Here is a 26,540-nt window from a genome sequence, read left to right as displayed (position 1 = left end):
GGTGGGCGGAGAGGTTGTGACGGCCGGGCCTCGCAGGAGACCCGGCCGACTTTCGCGTGCCGGACCCGCTACGGCTCGAGGTTCTGCCTCCGCTTCACGGGGTCCGTGCTGGTCGAACCCTTGAGCTGGAAGGACTGCTTGTATGAGTCTTCGCCCTCGCAGGTCACGGTGGCCTTCGCCGTCACCGTGGCGTTCTTGGCGATCTTCTTGAACGTGACGGAGTACGAGTTGCTGTTCCCGGCAAGCGAATTGTCGGCCATCGTTTCGGTGCCTGCCTTTATCTTCACCGTGTCGGGGGAAGTCTCGTCGTCGCAGTCTTGGACTGTTCCGGTGAGTGTGACTTTGCCGATGGTGACGGCCTGTGCCTGACCAGCGGTTACGAACGTGGCAGCCCCTCCTGTCAGCGGCAGCAGCGCTGCGACGGTGAGAATTGCGAGACGATTGCGCATGACTTCTCCCAGCTGATTCCCGCTTTATGTCCGGTCCCCTCCAAAGGTCATGCTTGAGTCTGTGTGGGTCAAGGGTGACAATTGCCCACGCTCGGCGGGGCAGAACTACCCACGGTGGGCCCTATTGCAGGTCGATGAGCCCGTGTTCCACTGCGATCCGGGTCAGGTCGGGACGGCGTCGGGATCCCGCTTTCCCGCCGATTCGGTCGAGATGCGACTGGACGGTGTGTTTGCTGATACCCAATTCGGCGGCGATTTCGTGGTCCGTTGAGCCATTGGCGAGAAGGCGCAGGATTTCCTGTTCCCGGCCAGTGAAATGGGGGGATTTTCTCACCAAATGGCTGGCGGGCGCGGACACGTAACTGCGGCCCGATCCCACTGTGCGAATCGCCGTCAACACTTCGTGCGCCTCCGCCTGTCGGCACAGATAGCCGCTGGCTCCCGCCTGGATCACCTGGACGGCGTCGATCTGCGGGGAGGACGACACGACGAGGACGGCATGTCCCCGCCTGTGCAGCTTCGTCACGGCCGCCGTGAGTTTTGGTGCGGGCTGCTGGAGGTCGATCAGAACCACCTCCACGCCGCGCAGGCTGCCGTCCGCGATCTCCATGGACGGCGCGGCCGCGACCAGGTCGAGGTCCGGTGCGCTGCCGATCAGCTGGGAGACGCCGTGCCGGAAGACGGGGCAGTCCCCGATGACCGCGATCCGCACGAGTTCGGTGCTCACCGGCGACCGAGGCCTAGCGGGGCGCGCAGCGGGCGACTGTCCTCCGACTCGGTCAGCATCGTGGCCGCCACCTCGGCGCAAGCGCTCATTGGACCTCTCCGTCTCTCGTGTCTTCCGTCTCCCGAGTTGGACATGCCCTGTTGCTCAGCCTCGCCGACGTGGGCGGCTCCGGCGCGGCGGACTGGCCCGTCCGGGGTCAGGCCCGTAAGGAGCGAACCACGAGGTCAGGAGGCGGTTGATCTCCGCGGGGCGTTCTTGCTGGAGCCAGTGGCCGCAGCTGTCGAGGATGTGGGAGGCGCTGAGGCCGGGCAAGGTGGTGGGGCGCGCCTTGATCGCGTCGGCCAGCCAGGTGGTGGAGGCGTCCTGGCCGCCGCCGACGTACAGCGACGGCTGGGTGTCGTGAACAAGGGACCTGCCCGGTACGGTCCGCCGGACAGGCCCGAGCGGGCGTATGGCATGTCACGGTCGACTGGTCTGCGCCTGGCTGTGCCGACGGCACTCGCTTCAGGAGTTCGATCCTGCGGCCCTCGGATCGCCCTCGCCGTGCTGTCGGTGGAGCATGGCGGTTCACTCAAGGACGCCTGTATCCAACGTCGTTGATGGCAACTGGTGATGTCAGGGTGGATGGGCCGATGGAGCGCGTTGAGGCTGAGCTGTTCACAGGTGGCGGCAACGACGCCGTGGTTCGCATGCCGGGTAGACGGTTCCCAGGGATCGTGGTGCAGGGAGACTCCCTTTACATCCTCCGCGGTGACGTGGCCGAGGTGGCGGAGGCGTGCGAGCGAGGCGACCTGGATGAAGCTCGGGAGTCTGCCGGCCTCCTTCTGGCGAACCTGGATGCTCTGCTGGCACGGTACGAGGCAGCGTTGGGCGAGCACGAGATTCCGCGGCCGTACTGAGTCGGCGGGCGCTATCAGTTCGGGAAGCTGGGAGCATTCGCGGCCGGCCTGAGCACTGACCTGGACGAACGGCTGTGATGCAGCCTCGTCGGGCCCGGTTGCTTGCACCGTGGTTCCTCCTCCTCCAGGACCTTGCGGGCGACGCCGGTCTCGCGAAGGTCTCGGCAACACTGGTACACGCGCCCGACGAAGTGGCTCCCGTACGCGTTCATGTCGTCGCCGGTACCGGCCGCCGGATCAGGTACACGGCCGCGGCCGAGATCAGTACGGCCATGCACGCGATGAAGACCAGGCCCGCGCCCTCGAGGCCGATCGGTCCGGTCAGTACCCCCACCCCGATCACCGGCACGGAGATGCCCGCGTACGCGACCACGAACAGCGTCGAGATCACGGCCGCGCGCCGGTCCGCGGGTGACGCGTGGGCCACGGCGGACATCGCCCCGCGGAACGCCAGTCCCTGTCCGCTCCCGCCGACCAGCGCGCTCAGCACCACCAGTGGCAGCAGGTCCCACCACAGGGCGCCCGCGAGCAGTGCCAGCCCGGTGAGGAGTGCGGCGCAGCCCAGGGGCAGCGACCGCTCCACGCCGACCCGGCCGACGGCCAGTTGCCCCCCGGTCGAGGCGAAGAAGGCCAGCGCGACGACCAGCCCGGTCAGGGCGTCGTTGTGCACGTCCAGGGACTCCGAGAGGAACGCCGGGCTGACCGAGGTGAACACCCCGAACAGCGCGAACCCCACGAACGAGGCGATCGCCGCCGGTGCGAACACGGACCGCACCTGCGCGGGCAGGCCGGGCCGTCGCGGCCGTACGGCGCTCGGCGACCGCCGCTCCCGCACGGTCTCCGGCAGCCACCGCAGAACGGCGGCCGAGCAGGCCACCAGGACCAGGTGCACGACGAACGGCAGGTACAGCGGCCAGGGGGCGTACTGGGCGAGCACCCCGGCGAGCAGCGGACCACAGCCCAGTCCACCCATGTTGGCGGCCGTCGCCACGAACGTGGCGCGTGCGGCGCCGCCGCGCGGTGCCAGCTCCATGACGTACGCCGTGGCCGCTCCGGTGAACAGACCGGCCGACAGCCCCGACAGCAGCCGCCCCGCGTAGAGCCAGCCGAGGCCGGTGGCACACAGGAAGGAGACGGCGCTCGACGCCGCGAAGCCCAGGCCCCACAGCAGCACCGGACGCCTGCCCATGACGTCCGAGGCATTGCCCGCCAGCAGCAGGACGCCGATGACCCCGAACGCGTACACCGCGTACACGATGGTGACCGTCAGCTCGGAGAAACCGAACTTGTCCTGGTAGCGGCCGTAGAGGGGGGTCGGCAGGGTGGTGCCGGCCATGCACACGGCGAACACCGCCCCGCCGAGCAGACACGGGCGCCACGCGCGGCGTTCATCGTCCATGCGGCCGACGCTAACCCCGCACCGCGACCCGGGTCGGGTCCGGCGTGCCGCCGGTGGGAGAGGGGGCGGGGAAGATCGACCGAACAGCAGCATCCGGCGCGGGCAGTCCGAGGACGGTGTGCCGGAAGCCGCCGTCGATCTCGGCACGGCAGGGGTCCGGGACCACGTCGACCGCGGTGGCCGACGGGCGGAACGGCTCACGACGCTTTCCGGACGCCGCCCGGCCCGGCCCGGTCCGGCCCCGCTCAGGACGTCCGGGCGGATCGGGCCCCCGTGCCCTCCGCTCCCTGTCTCCCCTCGCGCCCTCCGTTCCCCGTCTCCCATGTCCCGTACCAGTGGCACTCGTCCAGGTCCGCGGTCGGCGCGTGCCGGTCCGACTCACGTCTCAGTGCCCACCCGCATGCCGATCACCTTCCTGGTCGGGATGTGCCTTCCAGACCTGAGACGAGACAGGCCGGCCGTTTGTGACATGGGAGCCCGGCCGGTGCGGGGCGTCGGTGAGGGTTCGTATGTGGTTGTGGTTGTGCTTGCGGTTGCGGCCGTACGCGCTCGGGCCGTCGGCGTTCAGCCGGACTTGCGCGCCACGCCGCCGTAGAAGCCGATCTCTTCGGATCCGGCCGGCGGCGGGCCGTCAGGGCGCCAGAACGGGACCTGCGCCAGGCCGGGTTCGACCAGCTCGAAGCCGTCGAAGAACCGCTCGACCTCGGCGCGGGAACGCAGGTTCAACGTGGCGGTGGCCCTGTTGTAGACGGCCTGGGCCGCGCTGCGGTCGGCGAAGTCGCTCGTGGCGTGCGAGAGCACCAGGAAGCTGCCGGCCGGGAGCGCCTCGCGCAGGGTGGCGACGATCTGCCCGGGATTCTCCGCGTCGGTGAGGAAGTGGACGACGGCGACGAGGAGCAGGGCGACCGGCTCGTCGAAGTCGATGACGCGGCGCACATCGGGGTGGTCCACGACGGCCCGCGGATCGCGCAGGTCGGCGAGCACGATGCTGGTCGTGCCGGAGCGGCTGAGCAGCGCGTCGGCGTGGGCCTTCACGATCGGGTCGTTGTCGACGTACGCGACGCGCACGTTCGGCGCCAGCTCCTGGGCGATCTCGTGCACGTTCGGCGAGGTGGGCAGCCCGGTGCCGACGTCGAGGATCTGCCGGACGCCTCTGCCGACGACATGGCGGACGGCGCGCCGCAGGAAGGCGCGGTTGGCCCGCAGGCCGATGCGGACCTCGGGTGCCGCGGCCGCGAGCGCCTCGCCGGCCCGCGCGTCCACCTCGTAGTTGTCCTCGCCGCCCAGCAGGTAGTCGTAGATCCGCGCGGGGTGCGGCCTGCTGGTGTCGATCTCCTCGGCACGGAAGCCGCCCTGTGTCACCCTGTGCTCCTCTCGGCAACCGCCACGGCGCCGCCCCCGCGAGCGGCCTCCGACAGTTTCGCACATCAACTTCCTTGTGCAGGGCCGCAGTTCACACCAGCGCTCCGGATGCGCCCCCGGCGCACCTTTCGTGACGCAACCAACCCACCGTCACATAACGTCATTTCCCATGACGGATGGTTCAGTCTGTTCAACGGGGAGCACAGGTGCTGCGGATCCACTTCACGAGCGAGGACATCGGACGTATCCGGATCGCGGCCGGCCCGGTACCGGCCTGGGAGATGTTGCTGAGCCTGCACGCTCTGCACGGGCGGGCAGACCACGGCGTCTTCGGGATATGGCGGACCAGAACGCTGGGCCTGCTCGCCCCGTCCGCGCGCCTGTTGCTGCGGCTGGCGCCCGCGAGAGGCTACTCCCCGGACTTCCTCACACCCACGGTGGACAACGATGTCGAGTCGGCCGTGGAGGCCGTGCAGAGCACGGCTCGGACCCGGCTGCGCGCCGACCTGGCACTCCTGGCCGGACGCAGCGCCGCGGCAGCCTCCCTGCTGCGGCCACTGGCCGAGGGCGAGGCCGAGGCGTTACGGCACTTAGGCAGCGCGATGCGCCTCTACCACCAACGCGCCCTGGCTCCCGCCTGGGAGCGTATCCACGCCGTGGTCGCGGCCGAACGGGCGGCCCGCGCGGCCGACCTGATGGCAGGAGGCGTGGAACGCATGCTGGGCAGCCTGCACCCGCAGATCCGCTGGGAGTCGCCGGTCCTCACGGTCGCCTATCCCGTCCGCAAGGAACTGCATCTGGGCGGGCGGGGACTGGTGCTGATCCCGTCCTACTTCTGCTGGGCCCGTCCCATCGCCCTGCGCGACGAGCGACTCGACCCGGTTCTGGTGTATCCCGCCAACCGCGGCCTCCAGCGGCTGGTGGAGCCCGCGGACCGGTCCGGTGCCGGGTGCCTGGCCCGACTGCTCGGGGCCACGCGTGCGGCCGTCCTGGAGGAGATCGCGGCGGCCGAGGGCATCACGGGCGCGGACCTCGTCCGGCGGCTGCGCATCTCACCCGCCTCGGTGAGCGAGCACGCCACCGTCCTGCGGCAGGCCGGCCTGGTCTTCAGCCACCGGACCGCGAACACGGTCTGGCACCTGCCGACTCCGCTCGGCCGGGCGGTCCTCGACGGCACGGCCACGTCCGACCTGCCTCGCCTCGCGCAGTTCCACCCGACCGACCGCGTCCCCGACACCGTCGAGGTCCGCAAGAATTCCGCCCTGTCACACCTTTCACCCGCGACAGGCCGGTCTTTCGGCTGAGCCCGAACCGTCATGCGGCAGCGGAGTGACTGGTGCAGGCTGATCGGCGAACCCGACCGATGGCACTGACCCCGACCGACCGTGCTGACCGCCCTGGCTGCGTCTGACCGCCTGACCGCCTGACCGTCCGACCGCGTGACCGACTCGCCGCACGGGCCGCGACCGACCGGCTCACCGACCGGGCTCCGACGCACGAGCCACACGTCGGCGCGCCCCGCACCCTTGCGACACGACCGCTGATCCCCCTTCACCAGCGCGATTGACCGACGCGCTGGACCGGCTGCGCGTGTCCCGCGCAGGCTCCGGCCGCGAAAGAGGCTTCATGCTCCGCGTTCACTTCACCCCCCACGATCTGCTGAACGTCCGCATCGCGCAACGCCCCGACCCGCTGTGGGAACTCATCTGCAGCGTGTGCCGACTGCAAACAGGAATAGGGCCACTGGAATTCGGCAGCTGGCGGAAAGCCGCCCGCCAACGCATTCAGCGGGATGCCGATCTGGACCGCGCCGTGCGCCCGCTCACCACACTGATCCCGCCCACCGGCTACATCCCCGACTTCCTCACTCCGTCCGTCACGGCACCCGAACTGGCCGCCGGACTCGACGCGGTGCGCGCCACCGAGCGCCCGCGCGTGGTGACCGAGCTGAGCCGCCTGGCCGACTCCCGCAGACTGCCGGCCTGGACGACGACCCTGGGCCGCCCCGGATGCGCCGGACTCGCCGAGGTGACGCGGGCACTGGCCGTATATTTCCGGGCACTGGTGGAACCGCACTGGCCCGTGGTGCGGGCGCTGGTGGCCGGCGACGTCGGCCAGCGCACCCAGGCGCTCCTGGACGGCGGCACACAGGCCTTGCTGGACGGGCTCAGCCCCTGGGCCCGCTGGAACGCCCCGGTCCTCGAAGTGGACTATCCCGTCGATCGCGACCTTCACCTCGACGGACGGGGCCTGTTGCTGGTCCCCTCGTTCTTCTGCTGGAACCGTCCGACCGCCCTCGCGAACCCGGAGCTGACTCCCGTGCTGGTGTACCCGGTGCCCAAGGGTCCCCGGCATGTCCCGCAGCACGCCCTCGTACGACTGTTGGGCCGGACCCGGGCCGAAGTGCTGGGCGAGGTCGCCAAGCGGGACGCCCGTACCACCAGCGAGGTCGCCGGTGCGCTGGGGATCGCCCTGCCGAGCGTCAGCTACCAGCTCGGGGTGCTGCGCAACGGGGGTCTCGTCGCCAGCCGCCGCGAGGGCAAGTTCGTCCTGCACTCCGCGACACCGCTGGGCCACGGCCTGTTGAAGTCCGGACCGCCGTGATCACTCCCAGCGGCGGGCGTTGGAGTCGTCGAGGTTGCCCGGGGGATGCGGGATGACGCAGAACAGCAGCCCCGCGGGATCGCGCATGACCCACCAGGAGTGGACCTTGCGTACCCGCGCGGCCCCCAGCCGTTCCAGGCGGGCCACCTCCGCCTCCAGGTCGTCGGTGTGGATGTCCAGATGGACGCGAGGACCGTCCCCGCCCTCGTCCAGGCGCTGGATGTACAGCCACATACGGGGGCTGTGCAGCGACGCGCTCGTGTACTCGGGGGAGCCGGGCACCACGGCCGTGGGCGCGCCGGTGGCGGCTCCCCAGAAATCCACGGTGCGTTCGTGGTCGGTCTCGGGTACGTCGATGACCACCTTGCAGATCCTGCTGTGATGAGCCATGTCTCGAAGGGTCTTCCCGTGCGGATGATCGGGCGGCGGTGATCGGTCGGGGGCGATCGGGCGGCGGTGATCGGTCGCGGGGCGATCGGGCGTCGGTGATCGGTCGGCCGGACAGGTCCTAGGTGAGCTGATTGAGCAGGTGTTCGGACTGGAGGCGCAGGGTCCCTGCCACGACGTCCCCGCTCGTCAGGCGTTCCAGCAGGGCCAGGGTCGCCCTGCGCAGCGTCTCCTCCGCCTCGGCCCGCGCGTCGGCGGACATGTGGGCATGGAAGGCGGGCACCGGCTGGTGTCCGAGGGCACGGCTCTTCGCGGTCTGCGTCAGGAACGGCAGCACCGCCGACTGGAGTGACACCGCGGGACAGACCAGGGAGAGACTGAGGGACTCCGCCTCGGACACACCGGAGTGCAGCCAGAAGATCGGGATGTAGAGCAGGTCTCCCGGGCTGACCCGGAAGCGCAGCACATCGGTGTCCGGGAGGCCGTGGCCGCCGACACCGGGCACGTTCATCATGCGCCGAGCCCGGGTTTCCGGGCGGATGTGGTGCGGTGCCGCGAGTGACCACTCCTTGACGCCGGTCTGTTGCAGGACGAAGTTGTCGCTGTGGTCGAAGTGGGCGCCGATACCGTCGGCGCCGTATGTGCGGACCGTGTCGAACCAGGCCCGGGGCGCCCCGAAGACGCGGGCGAAGTCCGCCGCCCGACCGGCGAGGTCGGTGTCGAAGGCGGAGACCTCCTCGATGAACGTCACCTCGCCGGGGCGTTCGGTCACCGAGCCGGCCCGCTCGGCCAGGCTTCGGTCGCGGGCGGCGGCGAAGTCCTCGGGCGACCAGGAACGCCCGAGGAAGTCCGCGGCACCGCCGGGGACGAACAGCGGCCTCTTCCTCCAGAAGGCCGCGAAGAACTCGTCGAAGTCGAACGCGCTCCGCTCGCAATCCGTGCTCTCGGTCATGGCGCGAGGCCCCTCTCAGTACCGTTGCGTCAACAGCGCGCAGACGTATTCCTGCTGCTGAGCCGTCAGTCGTGGATGGCAGGGCAGCGACAGGGCGCTGTCCGTGTACTGCTCGGACGCGGGCAGCGGCCCGGACACGCAGCCGAGCGCGGCCATCGCCGGATGGTGCGGAACCAGCAGCCCGTAGAAGACCCGGGCGTCCACCCCCTTGTGCCGCAGATACGCGAGCGTCTCGTCCCGGCTCTCCTTCCCGCCCGGGACGGTCACCGTGTACTGGTGAAACGCGTGCGTACGGCCGAACGGGACGACCGGCGGCCGGATGACACTGTCCTTGAGGAGCTCGTCGTAGCGGGCGGCGACGGCGATCCGCCGGGTGATGTCCTGTGGCAGCGTCCGCATCTTCACCGAGAGGACGGCGGCCTGTACGCAGTCGAGCCGCGAGTTGATGCCGCCTTCCTCGACCGCGGTGTACCCGTCGGGCTCGAAACCGTGTTCGCGAAGCCGGCCCACTCGGGTGTACAGGGCCGGATCACTGGTGACGACGGCACCGCCGTCCCCGTAACAGCCGAGGTTCTTGGTCGGGAAGAAGGAGAAGACCGCCGCGTCGCCGAAGGAGCCCGCCGCCTTGCCCCAGTACTCCGCGCCGACGGCCTGAGCCGCGTCCTCCACGACGGCCACGCCCGCCCGGCGGGCGTCCTGGAGCAGCGGGTCCATGTCCGCGGTCAGTCCGAAGAGGTGGACCGGCACGATCGCTCTCGTCCGGTCCGTGCAGGCCGCGGCCACGGCGGCCGAGTCGAGGTTGAAGGTGTCGGGGTCGATGTCGGCGAACACCGGGGTCGCCCCCGTACGCGCGATCGCGGCGGCCGTCGCGACGAAGGTGACGGGTGACGTGATCACTTCGTCGCCGCGGCCGATCCCCAGCGCCTTGAGCGACATGAACAGCGCGTCCGTGCAGGTGCCGACGCCGAGGGCGTACCGGGTGCCGCAGTAGGCGGCGAACTGGTCCTCGAAATGTCTGACCGCGGGGCCGAGGACGAGTCGGCCTCCCGCGATCACCTGGGAGATGGCCGTGTCCAGCTCGTCCTTCAGCTCCGCGTACTGCTGTTGGACGTCATTGCCGAGGACGATCTGCCGGGACGGTTCACTCATGCCGCTCTCTCCTGTGCGCCGCATCAGACCAACGATCCCGAGGAGCCGCCGTCGAGCTTGCACAGCATGCCGTTGGCGGTCGGGCCCAGCTCGGCGAGGTAGCGGACGCTGCGGAAGCACGATTCGTAGTCGATGAATTCGTCGATCACCAGGTTCGGATTCGATCTCCGCAGAAAGAGCCGTACGACCTCGGCCGGAGGCAGACTCCTCCGCTCGGCGACGGTCTCGATCTCCGCGAGTTTGGCACGGTCGGCGAGCGGTCCCAGGAGCAGCGTGGACACGCTGGCCTCGGCGGAGCGGCATCCCGCGGCCAGACCGGCGGTGAGGACGCGCAGCGCCGCCTTGCTGGCGGCGTAGATCGCCGAATGGCGGTCCGCGCTGTAGATGGACTCGGAGTTGACGACGACGTAGGAGCAGAACCGGTCCGGCGGCTTCCGCGCCAGCAGGTCCAGGGTGAGCAGGTAAGGGTTGAGCGCGTTGACGCGGAACACCTCCTCCATGTCGGGCAGCGCGGGCCCGGACGGCCGGGCGGCGGGATAGGCCGCGGCACAGTGCACGACGAGGTGCGGCGCCGAATCGAGCCGGGCGGACAGATCGGCTGGAGTGCGGGGGAGGGCGAGGTCGGCCTGGAGATAGGTGACTCCCGGCACGGGAGGTACCTGGTCCGCGGGGCAGCGGCCGACGCCGACCACCGACCAGTGCTCGTCCGCCAGCCGGGCGGCGAGGTACTGGCCGAGCCCCTTGCAGGCACCGGTGACCAGGGCGTGCCGATCGGCCATCACCGCTCCTTCCGGCTGATCAGCAGGCCGTTCTCGGTCCCGGCGAACGCGGACAGCAGCCGTGGACTGCGGCCCACGGCACGGGTGTACGCGGTGAGGGCGGCGACCTCACGGCTGCCGGCGTCGGCGTCGGCGTCGGTGTCGGCGTCGGTGTCTGCGTCCGCCTTCGCGCCGGCCCCGGCGTCCGAGGACTCGGCGGAGTAGTCGCCCCGCGCGAGCACGTCGTCGGCGACGAGCAGGCCGCCGGGCTCCAGCAGCGGGAAGCCGTACTTGAGATAGCGGGTGTAGGACTTCTTGTCCGCGTCGATGAAGAGCATGCCGATGCTCTCCGGCGGCACGGTGGCGAGGTGGTCGACGGCGTCACCGACGACGATGTCCACCCGGTCGGCCACACCGGCCAACGCGAAGTTCTCGGCCGCGACCTTCGCCGCCGCGGGATCGATCTCGAGCGTCGTGACGGTGCCGCCGGGCGGGAGCGCCCGGGCGATGTGGATGGTGGAGTATCCGAACAGGGTGCCGATCTCGATGACGCGGAGCGGGCGGTGCAGACACGTCAGCAGCTGGAGCAGCCGCCCCGCGTTGTCGTCCACGTGGAGGGTGGGCAGCCCGGCGGCCCCCAGTGACCGGCGCAGGACCTCGTCGAGGACCGCGTCCCGGGGGCCGAGCATCGCCCGGGTGAAACCATTGGACAGCGTGATCATGTGTCGGGCGCCCCTCATCCGGTCAGGGTCGACGAGCCGTAGAAGCGGAAGACCGCCGAGCTGTCGGGGATACCGGCCGGCGCGTCCACGTCGAAGCACGGCGCGAACATCCGCCTCAACTCGGTCCGCTCGGCGATGTCTTCGAGGCTCAGCGGGTGGAAGGCGGCGAACTTCTCGGCGCTGTCGGCCGCACCCCACAGGTAGCTGAAGTTCGCCCCGGGGTTGGCCACGTACATCGGCCAGGTGAAGTAGGGCGTGAAGTCAGCCAGGTCGTAGTGCCGGGAGAGGCCGTAGCGCTCGTCCAGACCGTCGAAGACGTTCTGGAGGCCGCCCTCGTCGCGACGGTGGACCTCCAGGTCGAGCGCGGCGGTGATGGCCTGCTCCAGGTGACCGGCCCGCTGTTCGATCATCTTGATCCGCACGCACCGCCGCCACTCGCGCGCGCCGTCGGGACCGAGCGACAGACGGCGGGCGAACTCCGGGTGGTACGCCCACTTCTCGAACCACATGCTGAGGCATTCCAGCCGTTCCGGCGGCAGGCACTCCAGCCCGGAGCGGAAGGGCACACCGGTGCGCGTCAGAAGGTGGTTGAGGGCATGGCCGAACTCGTGGAACATGCCGTGCACGTTCTGGAACGTGATGCGTCCCGTGCCCTCGGGGTCGGGACGGAACCGGCACGAGACATAGGCGACCGGTCGCTGGACCAGGCCGCTCCAGTCGGTCCGGTTGCGCAGGCCCAGGGTGTGGTTGGGGCCGCGTGCCTTGTGGCTGAGGTCCCACAGGTCGAACAGGATGTGCCCGATCTCCTGGTCGGCGTCCCGGACCACGACCCTGATCACCTGAGGATGCGCGCCACGCTGCCGGGTCAGCGTGAGACCGAAGACGGCACGGGTCACGGCGAAGAGGTAGTCAAGACACTCCTCCAGGAGGAACGTCGGGGCCCGGTCCGCGCCGAAGACGCTGTGCATCGCGAACCCGAAGTCGTTCATCGGCCGGTCGGTGCGGCCGGTGACGGACGTGATCTCCGATTCCACCTCCGCGTGCGCTTCCAGCGCCGCTTCGAGGTTACGGATGACGAACGCGGCGATGTCCGTCTCGGTGACCCGGCACCGGGCGAGCGTCTGTGCCGCGACGCTCGGGTGACCGGCCCGGGCACTGCGCCGGCGCCGTACCGCCACCATGCCGTCGAGCGCGGCCAGCAGCGTGGACTCGTGGGCGTCGCGGGTCGCGGCCCACACCCGTGCGAGTCTGCCGCGCGTGGAGGCGCTCGCCATGGTGCCCATCACGGTGTAGTAGACGGCCGCCGGGTCCGCCTCGCCGACGCGGGTTCCCACGCGTTCCAGGACCCCCCGCCGGGCTTCCTGGACTCGGGCGAGAACCGCCTTCGCCTCGTCGAGGAGGGCGTCGATCCGCGCGTCGGTCGCCGGGTCGCACCGCTCCTGGGCGGTCAGGTGCGCGAGGTACTCCGCGCGGACGTCGTCCAGTTCGGCGTCCCCACAGCGCAGGTCCCGCAACCGCCTTACGATACGGGCGGTCAGCTCGCCGTCGTGGTAGAAGTCCCGGCGCCAGGGCAGGAGTCGGGCGAAGGTCTCCTCGTCGTCGATCGCCTCCAGGTACAGGAAGACGTAGGCCACGTTGTTGTAGATGGCCATGATCTCGACGAGGGTCTGATCCGTCAGGCGGTCCGCGGCCAGAATGGCGTCCAGGCGGGTCATCATCCCTTCGAGGGACTCCTCGATCGCGGTCGCGCTGCGTCCGGGAAGAGTGCTGGGGTCGGCTACCCGCACGACGTCACCTCCGTGCTCGCGGGCTGGAATCGGAACTCGTAGACGTCTCCCGAGTAGGAGGCGCAGTACATGGCGCCGTCGGGCGCGGCGACGGGCGTGGTGTCCATCGTCGGCTCGTGGTCGGGCAGGCCCAGGACCTGGCTGCTCTCCCATCGGAAGCGGCCGTCGTGGTGGCGCAGGGCGATCACGTTGCCCCGCTCCGCCGTCGCGATGAAGTCCCCGTTCGGCAGGACGCTGAAGGAGGTGTACGACCGGGGGGCACCCTGGTCCGTCCGCCAGACGGGTTCGTGCGTGCGCACGTCGATCCCGGTCACCGTGCCGTTCTGCGGGCCCACCGCCAGCACGTCCGCCGAGAGCGCGGGGCTCGCGGTGATCTTCGCCCCGAGGAACAGCGTCTGCCGCAGTCGTCCGCAACGGCTGTCCAGGAACAGGCAGTTCCCGTCGACGGTGCACACCGCGACCTCCGCCGTGGCGCCGACGAAGACGGGGGAGGCCTTGATGTCGTGGCCCGCCGAGAACCGCCACCTCTCGGTCCCGTCGCCCGCCACGGCGATCACATGGTCGCCGCAGCACACGATGACGCCGCCGTCGTCGGTCGCGGCCGGGCTGGGATAGGGGTCCCGGTACGACGCGGTGCCGCCGTACGCCGCGTGCCACGGTTCGGGCAGGGCGAGGTCGAAGACGGGCTCACCCGTGGACATCCGGAAAGCGAGGCAGCGGGCGTGGAAGGCCGCCACCACGAGCAGGTCGGCCCCGGGAAGGACGGCCGGGGTCGCGTAGACGGGAAGGCCCGTGGAGGTGGCCCACACCAGCTTGCCCCGCAGGTCGAAACACGTGATCAGACCACTGGTCGCCGCGACGATCACCCGGTGCCGTACCGGGTCCACGACGAGGGAGGCGTACACACCGCTGTCGAGACGGCGTTCCCAGTACACCTTGTCCAGGCCCCGACCGTGGAAACGCACATGGCCGTCGTCGCCGGCCAGCAGCACGCCGATGCCGGGGACCACCGCGGGCGAGGCGCTGACGGGGACGGGGAGGGTGCGGTCGAGCGTGCGGTTGTGGAAGGTGAGGCGGCGGTGCCCGCACACCACGGGTTCCCTGCTCCAGCGGAACGTTCCGTGGTCTCCCGTGGGCAGGACGGACTTCGCCGGGTCATGCCGGAACGCCGACACCCGTGTCATGGCCCACCTCGCTCCGCGTCCAGTGGTCCCTGCGGACCGACCTCCGGAAGATCGCGGCGAGCACGACCGAGGGGACGACTCCCGCGGCGATCACCAGGAACGGCGAGTGCAGGACGAAGACGCCGACGGCGGCCAGTGGAATCGCGAGGACGTAGGTCGTGACGGCGGAGGCGGTGGCGAGCAAACCACCGCGCTGGTGCACCGAGAGGATCTCTCCGAAATGGTTCTCGATCAGATAGGCCGGCACCGTGAGCAGAAAGGCGAGCAGCAGCGACCGGGTCAGCCCCTCGTCCTGGTCGCCGCCCGCGAACAGCCCCACCAGCCAGGGGGACGTCAGGAACACGACCACCGCGCCCACGGCCGTCGGGATCGCCGCGTAACGCAGCAGGGTGCGCGCGGTGCGCGGCAGATCGGCCTCGCCCTTGCCGAGTTGATAGCCGTAGAAGACGAAGGTGCCGGACACACAGGCCTGCGGGACGCGGCAGAACAGGCTCCAGATCTTGGTCGCCACGGTGACCGCAGCCAGCACCTGAACACCCAGTGTGCCCAGGAGCATGGTGAGGGTGATGGTGCCCGCGTAGTCGTTGAAGTGCCGCACGCCCACGCCCGGCGCCGTGCGGGCCATCGAGCGCGCCTCGGCACCGACCGCGGCCCGGTCCGGACGGCTGAACGTCTCGCCGCGGTCACGCATCCGGCGCAGGAAGATCCGCAGGCCCCAGCAGGCGATCAGGATCTGGGACCCGGTGGTCGCCGTCGCGACCGCGGCCACCGGCGAGGAGAAGTACCCGGCCGCACGCGTGTAGAGGAACACCCAGTCCAGGGCGGCGTTCGTGGCGAAGCCCACGACCAGCAGCAGCAGGGACCTGTTCTTCAGTCCGCAGATCTTGAGTGTCTCGTTGAGGGCCGCGTACAGGATCGTGAAGGCCATGCTGGAGGTGCGCACGGTCACGAAGTCGCCGACCAGAGGCACCAGATGACTGTCCTGGCCCGCCAGCCGCAGGCCCGGTCCGACACCGAACGACAGGACCGTGGCCGACGCCTGGGCCGCGAGGAGAAGGGTGAGGAGTGCCGCCGCCAGTACCGGCAGGCGCTGCGCGAGGTCCGCTCTTCCCTCCGCGATGGCCAGGCGGCTGCTGAACGTGTCCACGATGCCGATGGCCAACAGCGCGGTGAGACCCGCGTTGATGACATCACCCAGGCCGACCGCCGCCACCTGGTCGAGGCCCTTGGGGGAGATCATGAGGATGTCGATCGCGCCGAAGCCGACCGAGACGAGCCCGGTGAGGAAGACGGTCGTCGCGAAGCCCGTGTAGTTCCTGGTGGTCAGTTCGGTGTGCTTCACGTCGCCTCGCCTGTCGCGGTACGGGACTGGTCGAGCAGCCGTCGGAAGTGAGCGGCCCGCGCCGGGTGACTACTGCGGCGGGCGACGTCCAGACCGCGTCGCAGTACGGTCCGGTCGCCGGGCACGAGAGCCGTCAGGTGCTGGTAGTGCTCCAGGGCTCGTTCGTCGTCGCCCAGCCGTTCCCGGACGTCGGCCGCGCGCAGCAGATGGTGCCCGTAGTACGGCGGACCGATCTCGACGGCCTTCTCGTACAGAGCGGCCGCCGCTTCCAGCCGGCCGAACAGGACGTGGGCCTCGGCGAGTTCGCCGTAGCTCGGGGACCACGCCGGGTCGAGCGCGATGAGGGCGAGGCCCGACTCCTCGGCCTGGTCCGCGTCGCGGGTGACGTACATGTGCTCCTTCAACGAGGACTCGTGATAGGTCTTCAGGAAGTGGGCCTCGTAGGCCTGAGGCCGGCGCATCAGCGAGTGGGCGGCGGTATCGCGGGTGAACTCCATGTAGCGACGGGTCAGTTCGGCCTTGCCGCGGGCCGCCGGCACCATGGCGAGCGCCCGGTACCAGGCCGACAGGGAACCGGCGCCGACGCCCCGCGGCTGCCGGGCGACCTGACGGCCGGTCGTCGCGTACCAGCGGAAGTCCGCCGTCGGCAGGTCCCGGCGCTTCATGTACCAGACGACGGCTTGTGCGCAGGCGTCCAGCACCCGGTCGGCGGGCAGCGGGCCGGACTCGATGGCACGGCGCATACGGCGGAACGCGTGGGCCGTGGCCGGACCGTCCTCACAGCGGTTGGCCACCACGAAGCGCAGCATCGCCACCTCGAACACGTCACGGGACTGCTCGGCCCGTTCCTCGACCCGGTGCAGGATGCGGGCGGCCGGTCCGAAGCGGGAGATGCTGATGAGAGCGGCGGCCACGTTGACCGACTCCACCACCGACAGGTCCGCGACGTTGTCGGCCAGTTCACCGAGCCGCGCGGTCGCCTCGGAGGGGCGGTGGCGGAGTTCGGCCAGGTCCTCGTAGGGAAGGTCGTCGAGCAGGGCCACTTCGCGCAGTACGTTCGCCTCGAAGACCTGCGCGAACCGGTAGCCGTAGTGGGCGAAGTCGCCGGCGTGGAACTGCTCCACACACGCACGGGAGAAGAGGTCGCACTCCTGGTGCAGCGAGAACGTGAGACCGACCATGGTCTCCTGGAAGGCGTTCCTGGTACGCGTCGTGGTGTCGAGCATGGTCCCCCCGAGTGGATCCGGCAGAGGTCGGTGTGTGCGGTGTCAGGCGGGTCAGGTGCGGGCCGGGGCGTTTCCCTGCCGGCTCACCCAGCCGAGCAGGTGGACGAAGACGAGCGCGGCACGCTGCGCGTCGGCGAGCGTCCTGGGGGAGCGGTCCTCCCGGCCGGCCGCGAACTCGACGACGTCGAACCCGATGAGCCGGTTGTCCGTCAGCGCGAGGTCGATGAGCCGCAGCAGCCTGCGCGTGCTCAGCCCGACCGTCGCGGGGTATCCCGTGGACGACATGTCGGCCGCGTCCAGCACGTCCACGTCCACGCTGACGTAGATGTCCTCGCCCTGCCCGACGATCTCCCGGAAGGCCGGGGCGTCGTCGATCTCGGGGGCCGATACGCACACCTGCCGGCCGATGGAGCGCAGGAACTGAGGCAGGGCGTGCGCGCTGTCCTCCTCCACGGTGGCGAAGGGAGACACACCGACCTGGAGCAGCCGGCCCGGACCGATCACGTCGGAGACATGGGACATCACGTTGGTGTGGAAGATCGGCTCGCGCTCCCGTGGTCTCGCCGGGGCTCCGTCCCAGATCTGGAGGTCCAGGTGGTGGTCGAACTGGACGACGGTGAAAGGGGCTTCACGGCGTTCGGCCAGGGCCGTGACGATCGGCAGCGTCACGGTGTGATCGCCGCCGATGACACAGGGAGCCACCCGTGGCGGAAGCGCGGCGACGAGTGCTCGGACCGCGTCCAGTACCTCCGTCAGCGTCGGCTCCGCCGGGCCGGGGGTGAGGTCGGGAGCGAGGTCGAGGTCGCCCACGTCGACGACCCGGTCGAACAGCCCGACCCCGTGCCGGAGGTCGTATATCCGAGCGGATTCGGCCGCCCAGGTGTACTCCTTCGAAACGGTCCGCAGAAAGAACGGCCCGTGCTCCGCGCCTTTGTGCGGACTCCCCAGTGAATGGCCCACGCCGACGACGGCGGCCACCGTGCCGGCCGGAACGCGGTCCGGGTCGGCGAAGGGAAGTCCACAGAAGGAAGTCGTCATGGTTCGCTTCGGCAATTCTCAGCTCCCCGTGAGGCCGTGAGGCCGTGATGCACCGAGGTGCGGGGATGGCGGGAACACCGCCATCCCCGACCGATTGACGTTGAGGAAGCCCTGAACACGCCGGGACGCGCCCGGCGCGTCGGTCAGCGGCTTTCTCAGGCCTCGACGCCGAGCAGCGCGTCGAGTTCCGCGTCGACGTCGACGTCCTCCGCGAGCGAGCCCAGCACGACCTCGGTCTCCAGGGCCTCGGACTCGAAGAACATGGCGACCGACGTGGTGCGGAAGAACGCCGGCTTCTTCTCCAGGGAGTAGCTTTCCATCGTGACCTCCTCTGTCGGACGGCGGCGTGCATCGCCCCCGTACGTGATGGACCGTTGAGAACGCCCGCAGAAATCCGCGATGCCCGGCATGGATCTCTCGCCGGTCGCGAATTTCTGCTTCTCTGCGAACAGGCAGCGCTGGCAGGACCTTTCGGTTCAGGTCCCTGTGCCCCCGGCGGCGTCCATTCGTCCTTTCCGGCAGCCGCTGCCGTGTACCTCATTCAGAATGAGGTACTTCCGTGCAGCGCGCACTCGTTTGCACGAGGGTGGAAATGTTCAGTCTGCAATCGAGTCCTCAGGGCGGCGGACGCCGAGGGGCGGATCGCCTTGCGCGGGCCGATGGCACCGGCAGCGGCGCCTGTTGAGGCTAAGGGCTGTCCCGTAATCCCCGGTGGATCAGCGCGCGGCGTCAGATGCGGTGCATCGCGAGGCGGAGGGCCGTCCTCATACTGGGCGTATTCGGGCGATCCGACAACGCGGCGAGGTGCCGTAGCTGTCGTCGTGCGCCCGCCGGGGGTTACGGGACAGCCCTTAGAGACCGTCCGGGCAGTACGGGCTGATGATTCCCGGGGTCAGGACGATGGAGTTGACCGGGGTCAGGTCCTGCGCCCATGAGCTCGGGTAACTGGTGTTCGGCGACTCGGCGATGATCAGGCTGCCACCGCCGTTGTAGCCGGCGCACAGCCGCATCCACGCCCCGCCGGTCTGGTTGTTGATGACCGCGTGGACGCCGAACTGGTTGGAGAGGTTGTGCGGGCCGTAGCTCCAGTAGATACCGCCGGGCTCGATACCGGAGTCCACACTGGCGCCGTTGTAGACGCACACGGCGCCGGACGGGCAGCCGTGGAAGGTGCCGTCGGCCCTGGCCGGACCGGCCGCGATCAAGGCGCCGGCCGCGATCGTCGTCATGACTACAGCCGCTGCCTTCGTGCTGGGTCGCTTCATCGTTCCCCCTGATGTGGGCGGCGCCGGGCCTCGCGCCCGGCCGGGCCATCATTGGCGCGCGAGCCACATCGACCCAAGCCACTTCGGCCTGAGCCGAATCTCCCTGCCGACCTGGGCGGACGAGCCGGCGGCCACTGGTTCGCGGGCGGGAGTCCGCGCCGCGGGACGCTGATCGGCGTCCCTGATTCGTGAGGCCGGATCGGCCCAGGTGTGGCGATCCTTACTGAGCGCGAATCGTGATCTTCGGCTCTTGACGGGGATTTCGGGATAGCCGAAGGTGCTGGTCTGGACAAGCAGGGATGAGGGTGGAAGTGGTACAGCAGTACGCACAGAAGTGTGCGGAGCTTTTCGCCGTGGGCGGCTTCGCGTCCGTGCGACGTACGGCGCAGGCGGGCCTCGACGAGGCCGGACCGTCCCCGGTGCTCTATCAGTGGCTCGGTCAGGCCCACGCCGCCGAGGACGAGGACGACCACGACGCCGAGGCGGAACGCGCGTACCGCGAGGGCCTCGCGCACGCTCCGGACGACCTGGGGCTGCACGTGAGCTACCTCGAACTGTGCCTGCGTGCCGACGCCTTCGAGTATCCGGGCCGGGCCAAACGCGCCGTCATGCTGCGGGCGCGCATCGACGAGCTGGCCCCCGTCGGATCGCCGCACCGCGAGCGGGTCGATACCGCCCTGGCCTGGGCCGGCCGAGGTTACTGGGACGAGGTCGCCTCCGCCGCCACCCGCAACGAGATGCGACAGGCCGAGACGGCCGAGCTGAGCGAGCGGGTCACCGAGGCGTTTCGCCCGGATTCCGCCGTCGCCACCGCGCCGGACGCCGGCGGAGAGGATCTGAAGGCGGCGGAACTGGCGGCGGCGCTCGAACTGCTCCAGGGCCCGGCCAACGCACCCCTGCGCCTCCTCCTGGCCCACCGCGGCACCGCCTATCTGGCCGCGTTCCTCGGCGCCTTCGCGGTGAACCGCCTGCTGGTCGAGACCGGCGTGGTCACCTTCAGCCTCTGGGGCTTCCTGCTGTGGATCCCCCTGCTCGCCGCCGACGCCAAACTGGGCGCGGCACGCAAGCTGGCCCGGCAGCGCGTCGTCGCCCGCATCGAGGAAGGCCACGCTCGGCAGACCACGGCCACCGGGTCCGGATGACCCGCGCGCAACCGTGCCGCGTACCACGTCCGGCCGGAAGGCGAGCCGTGGTTCGCCGGCGGCCGACGCCGGCCACGATGATCGATCAACGGCTCCTGGGTGGTTCCGGCCGCCGGCGTTCGCGGGATACCAGGGCCTGGTCCGGCCGGAGTTCCTCGCCGCCGGTTCCGGTAGCGGATTCGCGCCTCCGGCGGCACGCTATACTGGATCTTGAGCGCGCCGCGGAAACGCGGTCGACGTGCTGTGCGTCGGTGGTCCAAGGAAAGACGCCCCGCTTCCTGCGGGGAGATGCAGGTGCAAGGCCTGCCCGGCGCTCGAGCAGACCCCGTCCCGGAGATCCGGGGCGGGGTTCGTGCTTTCCGCGGGCACGGAAACGGGCGGCCTCTGCCGGTGGTGGCGTCGGTCAGCCGTGGTAGTTGATGTAGCCGTTGCCGTCGCGGTCGTTGGCACGCTTGGTGTAGGAGTGCACGTCGGCCTTGGCGCCGGTCGGCTTGATCAGGTTGATGGTGTCCTTGTCGTTGTTCCAGATGAAGTTGCAGTTCTGGCGGTAGACGACGTTGCCCGCGTCGGAGTCGGTCCCGCGGCCGCCGCGCAGCTTCACGTAGTCGCCCGGCTCGAGCTTGTGGCTGGCGGTGAAGGTGAACTTGTTGCCGACGGCGTCCTTGACGACGTAACCCTTGAGGTTGACGGTCGTGGTGCGCGAGTAGTTCTTGATCGTCAGGTACTCGTTCTTGGTGTTGCCACCGGAGCACCTGTTCGAGTCCGAGCCGGGTGCGTCGTACTGGACGCCCTTCAACTTCAGCGCCGAGGAGTACTCGGCGGCCTGGGCCGGAGCGGCGACGGTGACCGCGATGGCGCCGGCGGCGGCGGTAGCGGTCAGGGCGTGACGTATACGCATGAGGAAATCCCCCCTCAGTGGTGCGAATGGAGCGTCGAGAGCATACCCAATGAGTGATCATCGTGTAATCACAAAGTGGTGAAATGGTGAAGCGTGTGGCGTCGGGGCGGTCTTGGTCGTCTCCGGGCCGAGCTGTCCGAGGCAGTCGCCGGACGGGGTGGGGCTGGTGGTGCCGGTAGCGTGCAGGTCATGCACGTGCCCGGCGGTGGTTCGACCCCGTCCCCGTCCCCGTCCCCGTCTTCTCGTCCGTCCGCGTCCGCGTCCGCGCCCCCGTCCATGTCCTCGCCGCCCTCCGCTCCGCGTAGAGCGCGGGAACTCGGCATCGTCGTCGGTGATGTGGCGACGGGGCGCTACAACGCCCTGACGGACGTGCCGGGTGTCCGGGTCGGGCACACCACGCTGGTACGCCCTCCGCGGGTGCACAGTGGTGTCACGGCGATCGTGCCGGAGGGGGTGGGCCCCGGCAGCGCACTGCCCGCGGGGGTGTTCGCGGGCAACGGGTACGGCAAGTTGCTGGGCACTACGCAGATCGCCGAGCTCGGCGCACTGGAGACCCCCGTGCTGCTCACTTCGACGCTGTCCGCGTTCAGGGTGGCGGACGCTCTGGTCGGCTGGATCCTGGAGCGACCGGAGGGCGCGGGTGCGCGCAGCGTGAACCCGGTCGTGGGTGAGTGCAACGACGGGCTCCTGTCCGACATCCGCTCTCGGCCGGTGCGAGAGGAGCATGTCCGTGCCGCGTTGGAGAGCGCGTCGGACGGGCCGGTCGCCGAGGGGTGTGTGGGGGCGGGGACGGGGATGACCGCCCTCGGGTTCAAGGCCGGCATCGGCACCTCGTCGCGGCGCGTGCGACTGGCCGCCCGGGAGGTGACCCTCGGGGTGCTCGTGCAGGCCAACTTCGGTGGCACGTTGCGGGTCCTGGGGCGTACGGTCACTCCCGCCGACGTCGGTGTGCCGACCGCGGACCCCGGCCCGCAGGCCGGCTCCTGCATGGTCGTGGTCGCGACCGACGCGCCCCTGGACGCACGGCAGCTGACCCGGCTGGCTCGCCGGGCCGTCTTCGGGCTTGCGAGGGTGGGTGCCGCGTACGGTCATGGCAGCGGCGACTACGGTCTTGCTTTCGGGACCCGTCCCCTGGGAACGCCCGCCGGGCCCGCAGTGGTCTGCGACGACCTCCTCGATCCCCTCTTCGTCGCCGTCCTCGACGCCGTGGAGGAGGCGGTCCTCAACTCGCTGCTGACCGCCACCACGACCACGGGCCCGGGCGGGGACACGCGCTACCCCCTGCCCGCGGAACCTCTGCTCGCCCTGCTGGGGTGAGGGGGCGGCGCCGGGCCGCGGCGTCGACGGTCGGGCGTGTGCAGGAACGGTGACGCGCCGGTCGAGGAGCTGTTGAGCCTGATCGACGGCCTCGCCGGGCACGTAATTCGCGGCGAGGCCGTCGATCAGGCCCCGCAGCGGGACCGGTTGGTCCCGCGCGGAGTACGTCGCCGGACAGGAGGGACGGAGGTGCCAGGACCGAGGCGGCCGCCGCGTCGAACGGCCTGTCGTCGGTCCTGCGCTGCCACGTCGAGGCGAGGGAAACCTGCCCGGCGGCCGAGGTCGGGCGGAGTCGCATCCTGTCAGTCGGGGACTGGCGGAGTCGCATCCTGTCAGTCGGGGACCGGCGGAGTCGCATCCCGTTCCGCCGCCTCGGCGACGCGTTTGATGGTCGCCAGGCGGCGGTCCCAGTCGGCCGCGAGCGAGGCCATCCACCGTGCCGTCGTGTCCAGCGCCGCGGGGCGTACCGCGTAACGCACCTCGCGCCCGACCCGGCCGCTGCGGACCAGGCCCGCGGCGTCCAGCACGGTGAGGTGCTTGACCACGGCCTGGCGCGAGACGGGAAGCTGTTCGGCGAGTGTCGTGGCGGTGGCCTCACCCCGGGCGGCGAGCAGATCGAGCAGTCGGCGTCGGGTCGGGTCGGCCAGCGCGGCGAGGACGCTGTCGACGGTCTCGGCGGCGCCGGGACGGTCTTCCGTCACGTGGCGGGCTGCTCGGCGCGCTTCTTGAGGGCGTCGAGCTCCATCGGCCAGCCTTGGGTGTGGTCCTTGAAGTTCTGGGTGCGCAGTTCCTCGGACCCTGCCAGCGCCGCGAAACCGCTCTCGACGACGCGCAGCCGCGTCCGGTCGCCTTCCGCGGTCAGCGTGAACTCCACGAGGGTGCTGTTGTCCTCGCGCAGTTCCTCGCCGGGGAACGCGCTGGTCCAGCGGTACGCCAGATAGGTCGGCGGCACGACCTTCTCCACGCGGACCGGGAAGTCGCCGTGCTCCGCGTTCTTCGCCACCATCGACTCTCCTTCCACGGCCACGGTGCCGGGCAGGCTCGCCTTCTCGGCCACCCAGAACCCGGGCTGGGCCACCAGCGACCAGACCCGCTCCATGGACGCCGCGATCAGGGTTTCGCGTTCGATCCGGTCCTCGCTCATGAGGGACTCCTTCGTCGTCACCATCGGTGCGTGCAACTCCAGGGTTGCACGTGGTGGCGCAACGTGCAACCCGAGGGTTGCGCGATGTCGACCGAGGCGACGCCGCGAGGCAGCGTCGCGGGGCGGCGTCGCGAGGCGGTGATGCGGTGACGTGGTGATGCGGTGACGTGACGTCGTGGGCATCGCGTTGCCGGGTGCGATCCGTACGGGTCACCGGGTGGTGCTGAGCCATGGCATCGGGTCCGTGTACTGGGCGTCGAGGAGGACCTCGAAGTGCAGATGGGGGCCGGTGGACAGACCGGTGGAGCCGACGAGCCCGACCGGGGAGCCGGCGGCCACGGTCTGGCCCGCGGTGACCTGGAGGGCGGACAGGTGGCTGTAGGTGGTCTCCAGCCGCTTGCCGCCGATCGTGCCGTGGTCGATCACCACACGGTTGCCGTAGGCCGTGGTCGGGCCCGCGAACTCGACCCGACCGGCACGCGCGGCGGACACCCGTACCCCCTGAGGTGCGCCGAAATCGACCCCCGTATGAAGCTTGGTGACGCCGGTGAGCGGGTGTTCGCGCGACCCGAAGGGCGAGGTGACCGTGAGCGTGCCGACGGGAGGGGTCAGGATCGCGGCGGCGTTCTGGCCGCCCGCCTGGTCGGGATTCCGGCGGACGAGGGCCTCGTACTGCGGAAGCCGCGCCTTGACCTGGTCGAGGAACTCGCGGGCGGCGCCCGGCACCCGGCCCGTCCGTGCCACCGTGTCCGTCCCGACCGCGTACGCGGCGAGGGTGAGGTCCGCGAGGTTGCCGCTGACGGTCCCCCTGGTCCTGAGGTCGGTCACCTTCTTGGCGAGCGAGCAGTCCTGCCGGCCGAGGGCCATGATGGCGTCCGCCGGATCGTGCGGCGAGGAGTGGCCGTTGGCGTCGTCGTCCCGGCCCCAGGTCCGCCATCGGGCGACCGTGAAACGCGCGATTCCCTGCTCGGACAGGCTGGCGCTGTCGTCCACCCACCCGGAGAGCTGGTCTATCTGTGCGGCGAGGAGCGCGGGGGTGACGACCGCGCAGGCATCGGTCGCCTTGCGCAGCCAAGGGACGTACGAGGCGTCCACGTTGCTGCTGGAGGTCGGTGCCGGATCCGGCCCCGGCGGCAGCGCGGGGGAGAGGCCGCCGGTCAGGACCAGGAACCCGGAGACTCCGGTGAGCGCCAGGAGACCGGGCACCATGATCAGGGTGAAGGGGCCGGGCCCACGGCGGCGCGGTGGACGACCTCCGCTCGGCGTGGGCGTGGGCGTGGGCGTGGGCGCAGGCGCCGGCACGTGCGCAGACGTAGACCCATGCGCAGGCTCAAGTCCCGGAGTTGTAGCCGGTGGTGGTCCGTGCCGAGCCGGTTCGTCGGTGGTGTGCCGGGGAGTTGCGGTGTCCGCCGGGTCGCTCACGTGCCGGGCCGGTGACGGTGATGCGGAGGCTCCACGGCCGGGCGCGGTGTCGGCGGGATGTTCGGGCTCACGCTGGGACGCTAGCGAACCCGTGACCGGGCGTCACCGGCCTCCGAGGCAGAGTGGGCTGCCCCAAGGGGCCGCTGCGAAGTCCGGGGGGACGCACGTCCGACCACGCGACAGGCAAGGCCGGATTGCCGGTTCGGGGACCGTCGAGGGCGGCGGCGGTGGAGCATGGCCGTCCGTTTCCCGGTCCGCTCCGGGGATGGCGCCGCGCGGGCCCGCGGGCGAGGATGCTCCTTCGCGGAGAACCGTCCGCCCGTGCGACCGCGCGGGGCGCACGGACGCCGTCGGCAGCTGAGCCTCGAGGGAGCCTTGGGATGGGTTCACACGCAGCGCCGCACCACCGAAGGCGAGCCCTGGTGACGTCCGCGGGGCTCGTGCTCGTCGCCGCGTTCCTGGGACTTCCCCGGGCCGACGGGGCGCCCGATTCGGCCGATGCCTGCCGCACCACGGGCGCGAGTCTGCCCCGAGGCGACTGCGGACCCTTCTGGCAGGTCCTCGCGGAGGACTTCAACGGCGACCGGGTGCCGCTCGGCGCGTTCAGCGACTGCGATCACCACGTCGACACCTCCGCCGCCTACTGCGCGGGTCTGAGCGGGAAGTTCCGTGACAACTGGTGGGCCTACCCGACCGGTTGGCTCGACACGGCGAACAGCAGAGGCCGGGACGTGGTGGGTGTCTACCACCCGGAGGACACGGTGAGCGTCGGCCCTGCGGCGGACGGCGACGGGAGGATGACCGTACGGATGTGGCGGCCGGCCGACGGAGGGCCCGTGCACGCCGCCGCGTTGGTCCCACGCGCGGTGATGCAGATGAAGTACGGCAAGTACAGCGCACGTATCAAGGTGACGAAACTGGCTCCGGGCTACAAGTCCGCCTGGCTGCACTACGGCGGGGGGTGCGAGATGGACCATCCCGAAGGCGAGTGGACCGGCTCCCTCACCGCGTTCCACCATCCGTGCGGCGGCGGTGAACAGGGGTACTTCCCGGGAAGCGACGACTGGACCGAGTGGCACACCGTGTCCACCGAGTGGACGCCGGGCCATGTGCGGTTCTTCGTCGACGGGCGGCAGACAGGACACGACACTCGCGGTGTACCGGACCGGCCTCTGTCCTGGGTGTTGCAGAACGAGAGTGCCCTGGAGGGGCTTGGGGCGGCGCCGGGCAGCAGTGCCCAGCTCGACATCACGTGGGTCGCGGCGTACGCGTACGGGTGGAAGTGAACGTAGGGAAGCGGGCGTGGGCGAGCGCGATCAACGCGGAGCGATCGTGGGAAGCCGTCGTACGTAAGCCGTCGTACATGA

Annotated in this window: 26 protein-coding genes and 1 pseudogene; 6 read left to right on the top strand and 21 right to left on the bottom strand. The window is 70.4% G+C overall.

What is annotated here, in order from left to right; genetic code table 11:
* Nucleotides 1-68: 68 nt before the first annotated feature.
* The 3 genes and pseudogenes from ACFV0T_RS15640 to ACFV0T_RS15630 all read right to left on the bottom strand — a co-directional run.
* A complete protein-coding gene (locus ACFV0T_RS15640) occupies nt 69-449 on the bottom strand; it encodes a hypothetical protein (RefSeq protein ID WP_385778695.1) in 381 nt (126 codons plus the stop codon).
* Between the two features lie 121 nt (nt 450-570).
* On the bottom strand, nt 571-1,176 hold the full coding sequence (locus tag ACFV0T_RS15635) for a LuxR C-terminal-related transcriptional regulator (protein ID WP_385778693.1): 606 nt from the start codon (nt 1,174-1,176) through the stop codon (nt 571-573).
* Between the two features lie 144 nt (nt 1,177-1,320).
* Nucleotides 1,321-1,572: pseudogene (locus ACFV0T_RS15630) on the bottom strand (alpha/beta fold hydrolase); the annotation flags it as partial.
* A gap of 236 nt (nt 1,573-1,808) precedes the next feature.
* Here ACFV0T_RS15630 and ACFV0T_RS15625 point away from each other — a divergent pair.
* Nucleotides 1,809-2,075: a DUF6959 family protein gene (locus ACFV0T_RS15625; RefSeq protein ID WP_385778691.1), complete on the top strand. Its 267-nt coding sequence runs from the start codon at nt 1,809-1,811 to the stop codon at nt 2,073-2,075.
* Between the two features lie 208 nt (nt 2,076-2,283).
* On the opposite strand, the gene ACFV0T_RS15620 is transcribed toward ACFV0T_RS15625, so the two are convergent.
* Both ACFV0T_RS15620 and ACFV0T_RS15615 read right to left on the bottom strand, forming a co-directional pair.
* On the bottom strand, nt 2,284-3,474 hold the full coding sequence (locus ACFV0T_RS15620) for an MFS transporter (protein WP_385778689.1): 1,191 nt from the start codon (nt 3,472-3,474) through the stop codon (nt 2,284-2,286).
* A gap of 564 nt (nt 3,475-4,038) precedes the next feature.
* Nucleotides 4,039-4,836: an SAM-dependent methyltransferase gene (locus ACFV0T_RS15615; RefSeq protein WP_385778687.1), complete on the bottom strand. Its 798-nt coding sequence runs from the start codon at nt 4,834-4,836 to the stop codon at nt 4,039-4,041.
* Nucleotides 4,837-5,042: 206 nt separating this feature from the next.
* Here ACFV0T_RS15615 and ACFV0T_RS15610 point away from each other — a divergent pair, with 206 nt between their 5' ends.
* Both ACFV0T_RS15610 and ACFV0T_RS15605 read left to right on the top strand, forming a co-directional pair.
* Entirely contained in the window at nt 5,043-6,140 is a 1,098-nt protein-coding gene (locus ACFV0T_RS15610) for an ArsR/SmtB family transcription factor (protein ID WP_385778685.1), read from the top strand.
* Nucleotides 6,141-6,462: 322 nt separating this feature from the next.
* On the top strand, nt 6,463-7,440 hold the full coding sequence (locus ACFV0T_RS15605; RefSeq protein WP_385778683.1) for an ArsR/SmtB family transcription factor: 978 nt from the start codon (nt 6,463-6,465) through the stop codon (nt 7,438-7,440).
* On the opposite strand, the gene ACFV0T_RS15600 is transcribed toward ACFV0T_RS15605, so the two are convergent.
* The 12 genes from ACFV0T_RS15600 to ACFV0T_RS15545 form a co-directional block, all read right to left on the bottom strand.
* Entirely contained in the window at nt 7,441-7,830 is a 390-nt protein-coding gene (locus tag ACFV0T_RS15600; RefSeq protein ID WP_385778681.1) for a VOC family protein, read from the bottom strand.
* Nucleotides 7,831-7,948: 118 nt separating this feature from the next.
* Nucleotides 7,949-8,779, bottom strand: a complete 831-nt coding sequence (locus tag ACFV0T_RS15595) for a JmjC domain-containing protein (protein WP_385778679.1) — start codon at nt 8,777-8,779, stop codon at nt 7,949-7,951.
* 15 nt (nt 8,780-8,794) lie between these two features.
* Entirely contained in the window at nt 8,795-9,928 is a 1,134-nt protein-coding gene (locus ACFV0T_RS15590; RefSeq protein WP_385778677.1) for a DegT/DnrJ/EryC1/StrS family aminotransferase, read from the bottom strand.
* 23 nt (nt 9,929-9,951) lie between these two features.
* Entirely contained in the window at nt 9,952-10,707 is a 756-nt protein-coding gene (locus ACFV0T_RS15585; protein ID WP_385778675.1) for an SDR family NAD(P)-dependent oxidoreductase, read from the bottom strand.
* Nucleotides 10,707-11,408, bottom strand: coding sequence for an O-methyltransferase (locus tag ACFV0T_RS15580; RefSeq protein WP_385778673.1), 702 nt, complete (start codon nt 11,406-11,408; stop codon nt 10,707-10,709). The genes ACFV0T_RS15585 and ACFV0T_RS15580 overlap by 1 nt, the downstream gene beginning before the upstream one ends.
* A 14-nt stretch (nt 11,409-11,422) precedes the next feature.
* The gene (locus tag ACFV0T_RS15575; protein ID WP_385778671.1) at nt 11,423-13,195 is read right to left on the bottom strand and encodes a M3 family metallopeptidase; all 1,773 of its coding nucleotides are present in this window, start codon (nt 13,193-13,195) and stop codon (nt 11,423-11,425) included.
* Nucleotides 13,186-14,379: a PQQ-binding-like beta-propeller repeat protein gene (locus ACFV0T_RS15570; protein WP_385778669.1), complete on the bottom strand. Its 1,194-nt coding sequence runs from the start codon at nt 14,377-14,379 to the stop codon at nt 13,186-13,188. Before ACFV0T_RS15570 ends, ACFV0T_RS15575 begins: the two co-directional genes overlap by 10 nt.
* The gene (locus ACFV0T_RS15565) at nt 14,351-15,721 is read right to left on the bottom strand and encodes an MATE family efflux transporter (RefSeq protein WP_385778667.1); all 1,371 of its coding nucleotides are present in this window, start codon (nt 15,719-15,721) and stop codon (nt 14,351-14,353) included. The genes ACFV0T_RS15570 and ACFV0T_RS15565 overlap by 29 nt, the downstream gene beginning before the upstream one ends.
* The gene (locus ACFV0T_RS15560; RefSeq protein WP_385778665.1) at nt 15,718-16,947 is read right to left on the bottom strand and encodes a hypothetical protein; all 1,230 of its coding nucleotides are present in this window, start codon (nt 16,945-16,947) and stop codon (nt 15,718-15,720) included. Before ACFV0T_RS15560 ends, ACFV0T_RS15565 begins: the two co-directional genes overlap by 4 nt.
* A gap of 51 nt (nt 16,948-16,998) precedes the next feature.
* Entirely contained in the window at nt 16,999-17,985 is a 987-nt protein-coding gene (locus ACFV0T_RS15555; RefSeq protein WP_385778663.1) for an arginase family protein, read from the bottom strand.
* A gap of 155 nt (nt 17,986-18,140) precedes the next feature.
* Nucleotides 18,141-18,305 (bottom strand): hypothetical protein, encoded by a 165-nt coding sequence (locus ACFV0T_RS15550; RefSeq protein ID WP_385778661.1) that lies wholly within the window; start codon nt 18,303-18,305, stop codon nt 18,141-18,143.
* Nucleotides 18,306-18,836: 531 nt separating this feature from the next.
* Nucleotides 18,837-19,250, bottom strand: a complete 414-nt coding sequence (locus ACFV0T_RS15545) for a hypothetical protein (protein ID WP_385778659.1) — start codon at nt 19,248-19,250, stop codon at nt 18,837-18,839.
* Nucleotides 19,251-19,549: 299 nt separating this feature from the next.
* Here ACFV0T_RS15545 and ACFV0T_RS15540 point away from each other — a divergent pair, with 299 nt between their 5' ends.
* Nucleotides 19,550-20,392 carry a hypothetical protein gene (locus tag ACFV0T_RS15540; protein ID WP_385778657.1) on the top strand — a complete coding sequence of 281 codons (843 nt, stop codon included), beginning with the start codon at nt 19,550-19,552 and terminating at the stop codon, nt 20,390-20,392.
* A gap of 403 nt (nt 20,393-20,795) precedes the next feature.
* Here ACFV0T_RS15540 and ACFV0T_RS15535 read toward each other — a convergent pair whose 3' ends face one another.
* Complete coding sequence (locus ACFV0T_RS15535) at nt 20,796-21,290, bottom strand: lamin tail domain-containing protein (protein ID WP_385778655.1); 495 nt, start codon at nt 21,288-21,290, stop codon at nt 20,796-20,798.
* A 276-nt stretch (nt 21,291-21,566) separates the two neighbouring features.
* On the opposite strand from ACFV0T_RS15535, the gene ACFV0T_RS15530 reads away from it, so the two are divergent.
* Nucleotides 21,567-22,607, top strand: a complete 1,041-nt coding sequence (locus ACFV0T_RS15530; protein ID WP_385778653.1) for a P1 family peptidase — start codon at nt 21,567-21,569, stop codon at nt 22,605-22,607.
* Between the two features lie 332 nt (nt 22,608-22,939).
* On the opposite strand, the gene ACFV0T_RS15525 is transcribed toward ACFV0T_RS15530, so the two are convergent.
* From ACFV0T_RS15525 to ACFV0T_RS15515, 3 genes are all read right to left on the bottom strand, one after another.
* On the bottom strand, nt 22,940-23,308 hold the full coding sequence (locus ACFV0T_RS15525) for an ArsR/SmtB family transcription factor (protein ID WP_385778651.1): 369 nt from the start codon (nt 23,306-23,308) through the stop codon (nt 22,940-22,942).
* Nucleotides 23,305-23,751, bottom strand: coding sequence for an SRPBCC domain-containing protein (locus ACFV0T_RS15520; RefSeq protein WP_385778650.1), 447 nt, complete (start codon nt 23,749-23,751; stop codon nt 23,305-23,307). Before ACFV0T_RS15520 ends, ACFV0T_RS15525 begins: the two co-directional genes overlap by 4 nt.
* Before the next feature lie 210 nt (nt 23,752-23,961).
* Nucleotides 23,962-24,960 (bottom strand): M23 family metallopeptidase, encoded by a 999-nt coding sequence (locus ACFV0T_RS15515; protein WP_385778648.1) that lies wholly within the window; start codon nt 24,958-24,960, stop codon nt 23,962-23,964.
* A 593-nt stretch (nt 24,961-25,553) separates the two neighbouring features.
* Here ACFV0T_RS15515 and ACFV0T_RS15510 point away from each other — a divergent pair.
* Nucleotides 25,554-26,459: a glycoside hydrolase family 16 protein gene (locus ACFV0T_RS15510; RefSeq protein WP_385778646.1), complete on the top strand. Its 906-nt coding sequence runs from the start codon at nt 25,554-25,556 to the stop codon at nt 26,457-26,459.
* Nucleotides 26,460-26,540 lie beyond the last annotated feature (81 nt).

The sequence above is a fragment of the Streptomyces sp. NPDC059582 genome (assembly GCF_042735715.1).
Lineage (GTDB): Bacteria > Actinomycetota > Actinomycetes > Streptomycetales > Streptomycetaceae > Streptomyces.
Note: the sequence above shows the minus strand (reverse complement) of the source record. Positions and strands in the feature narration are given on the sequence as shown.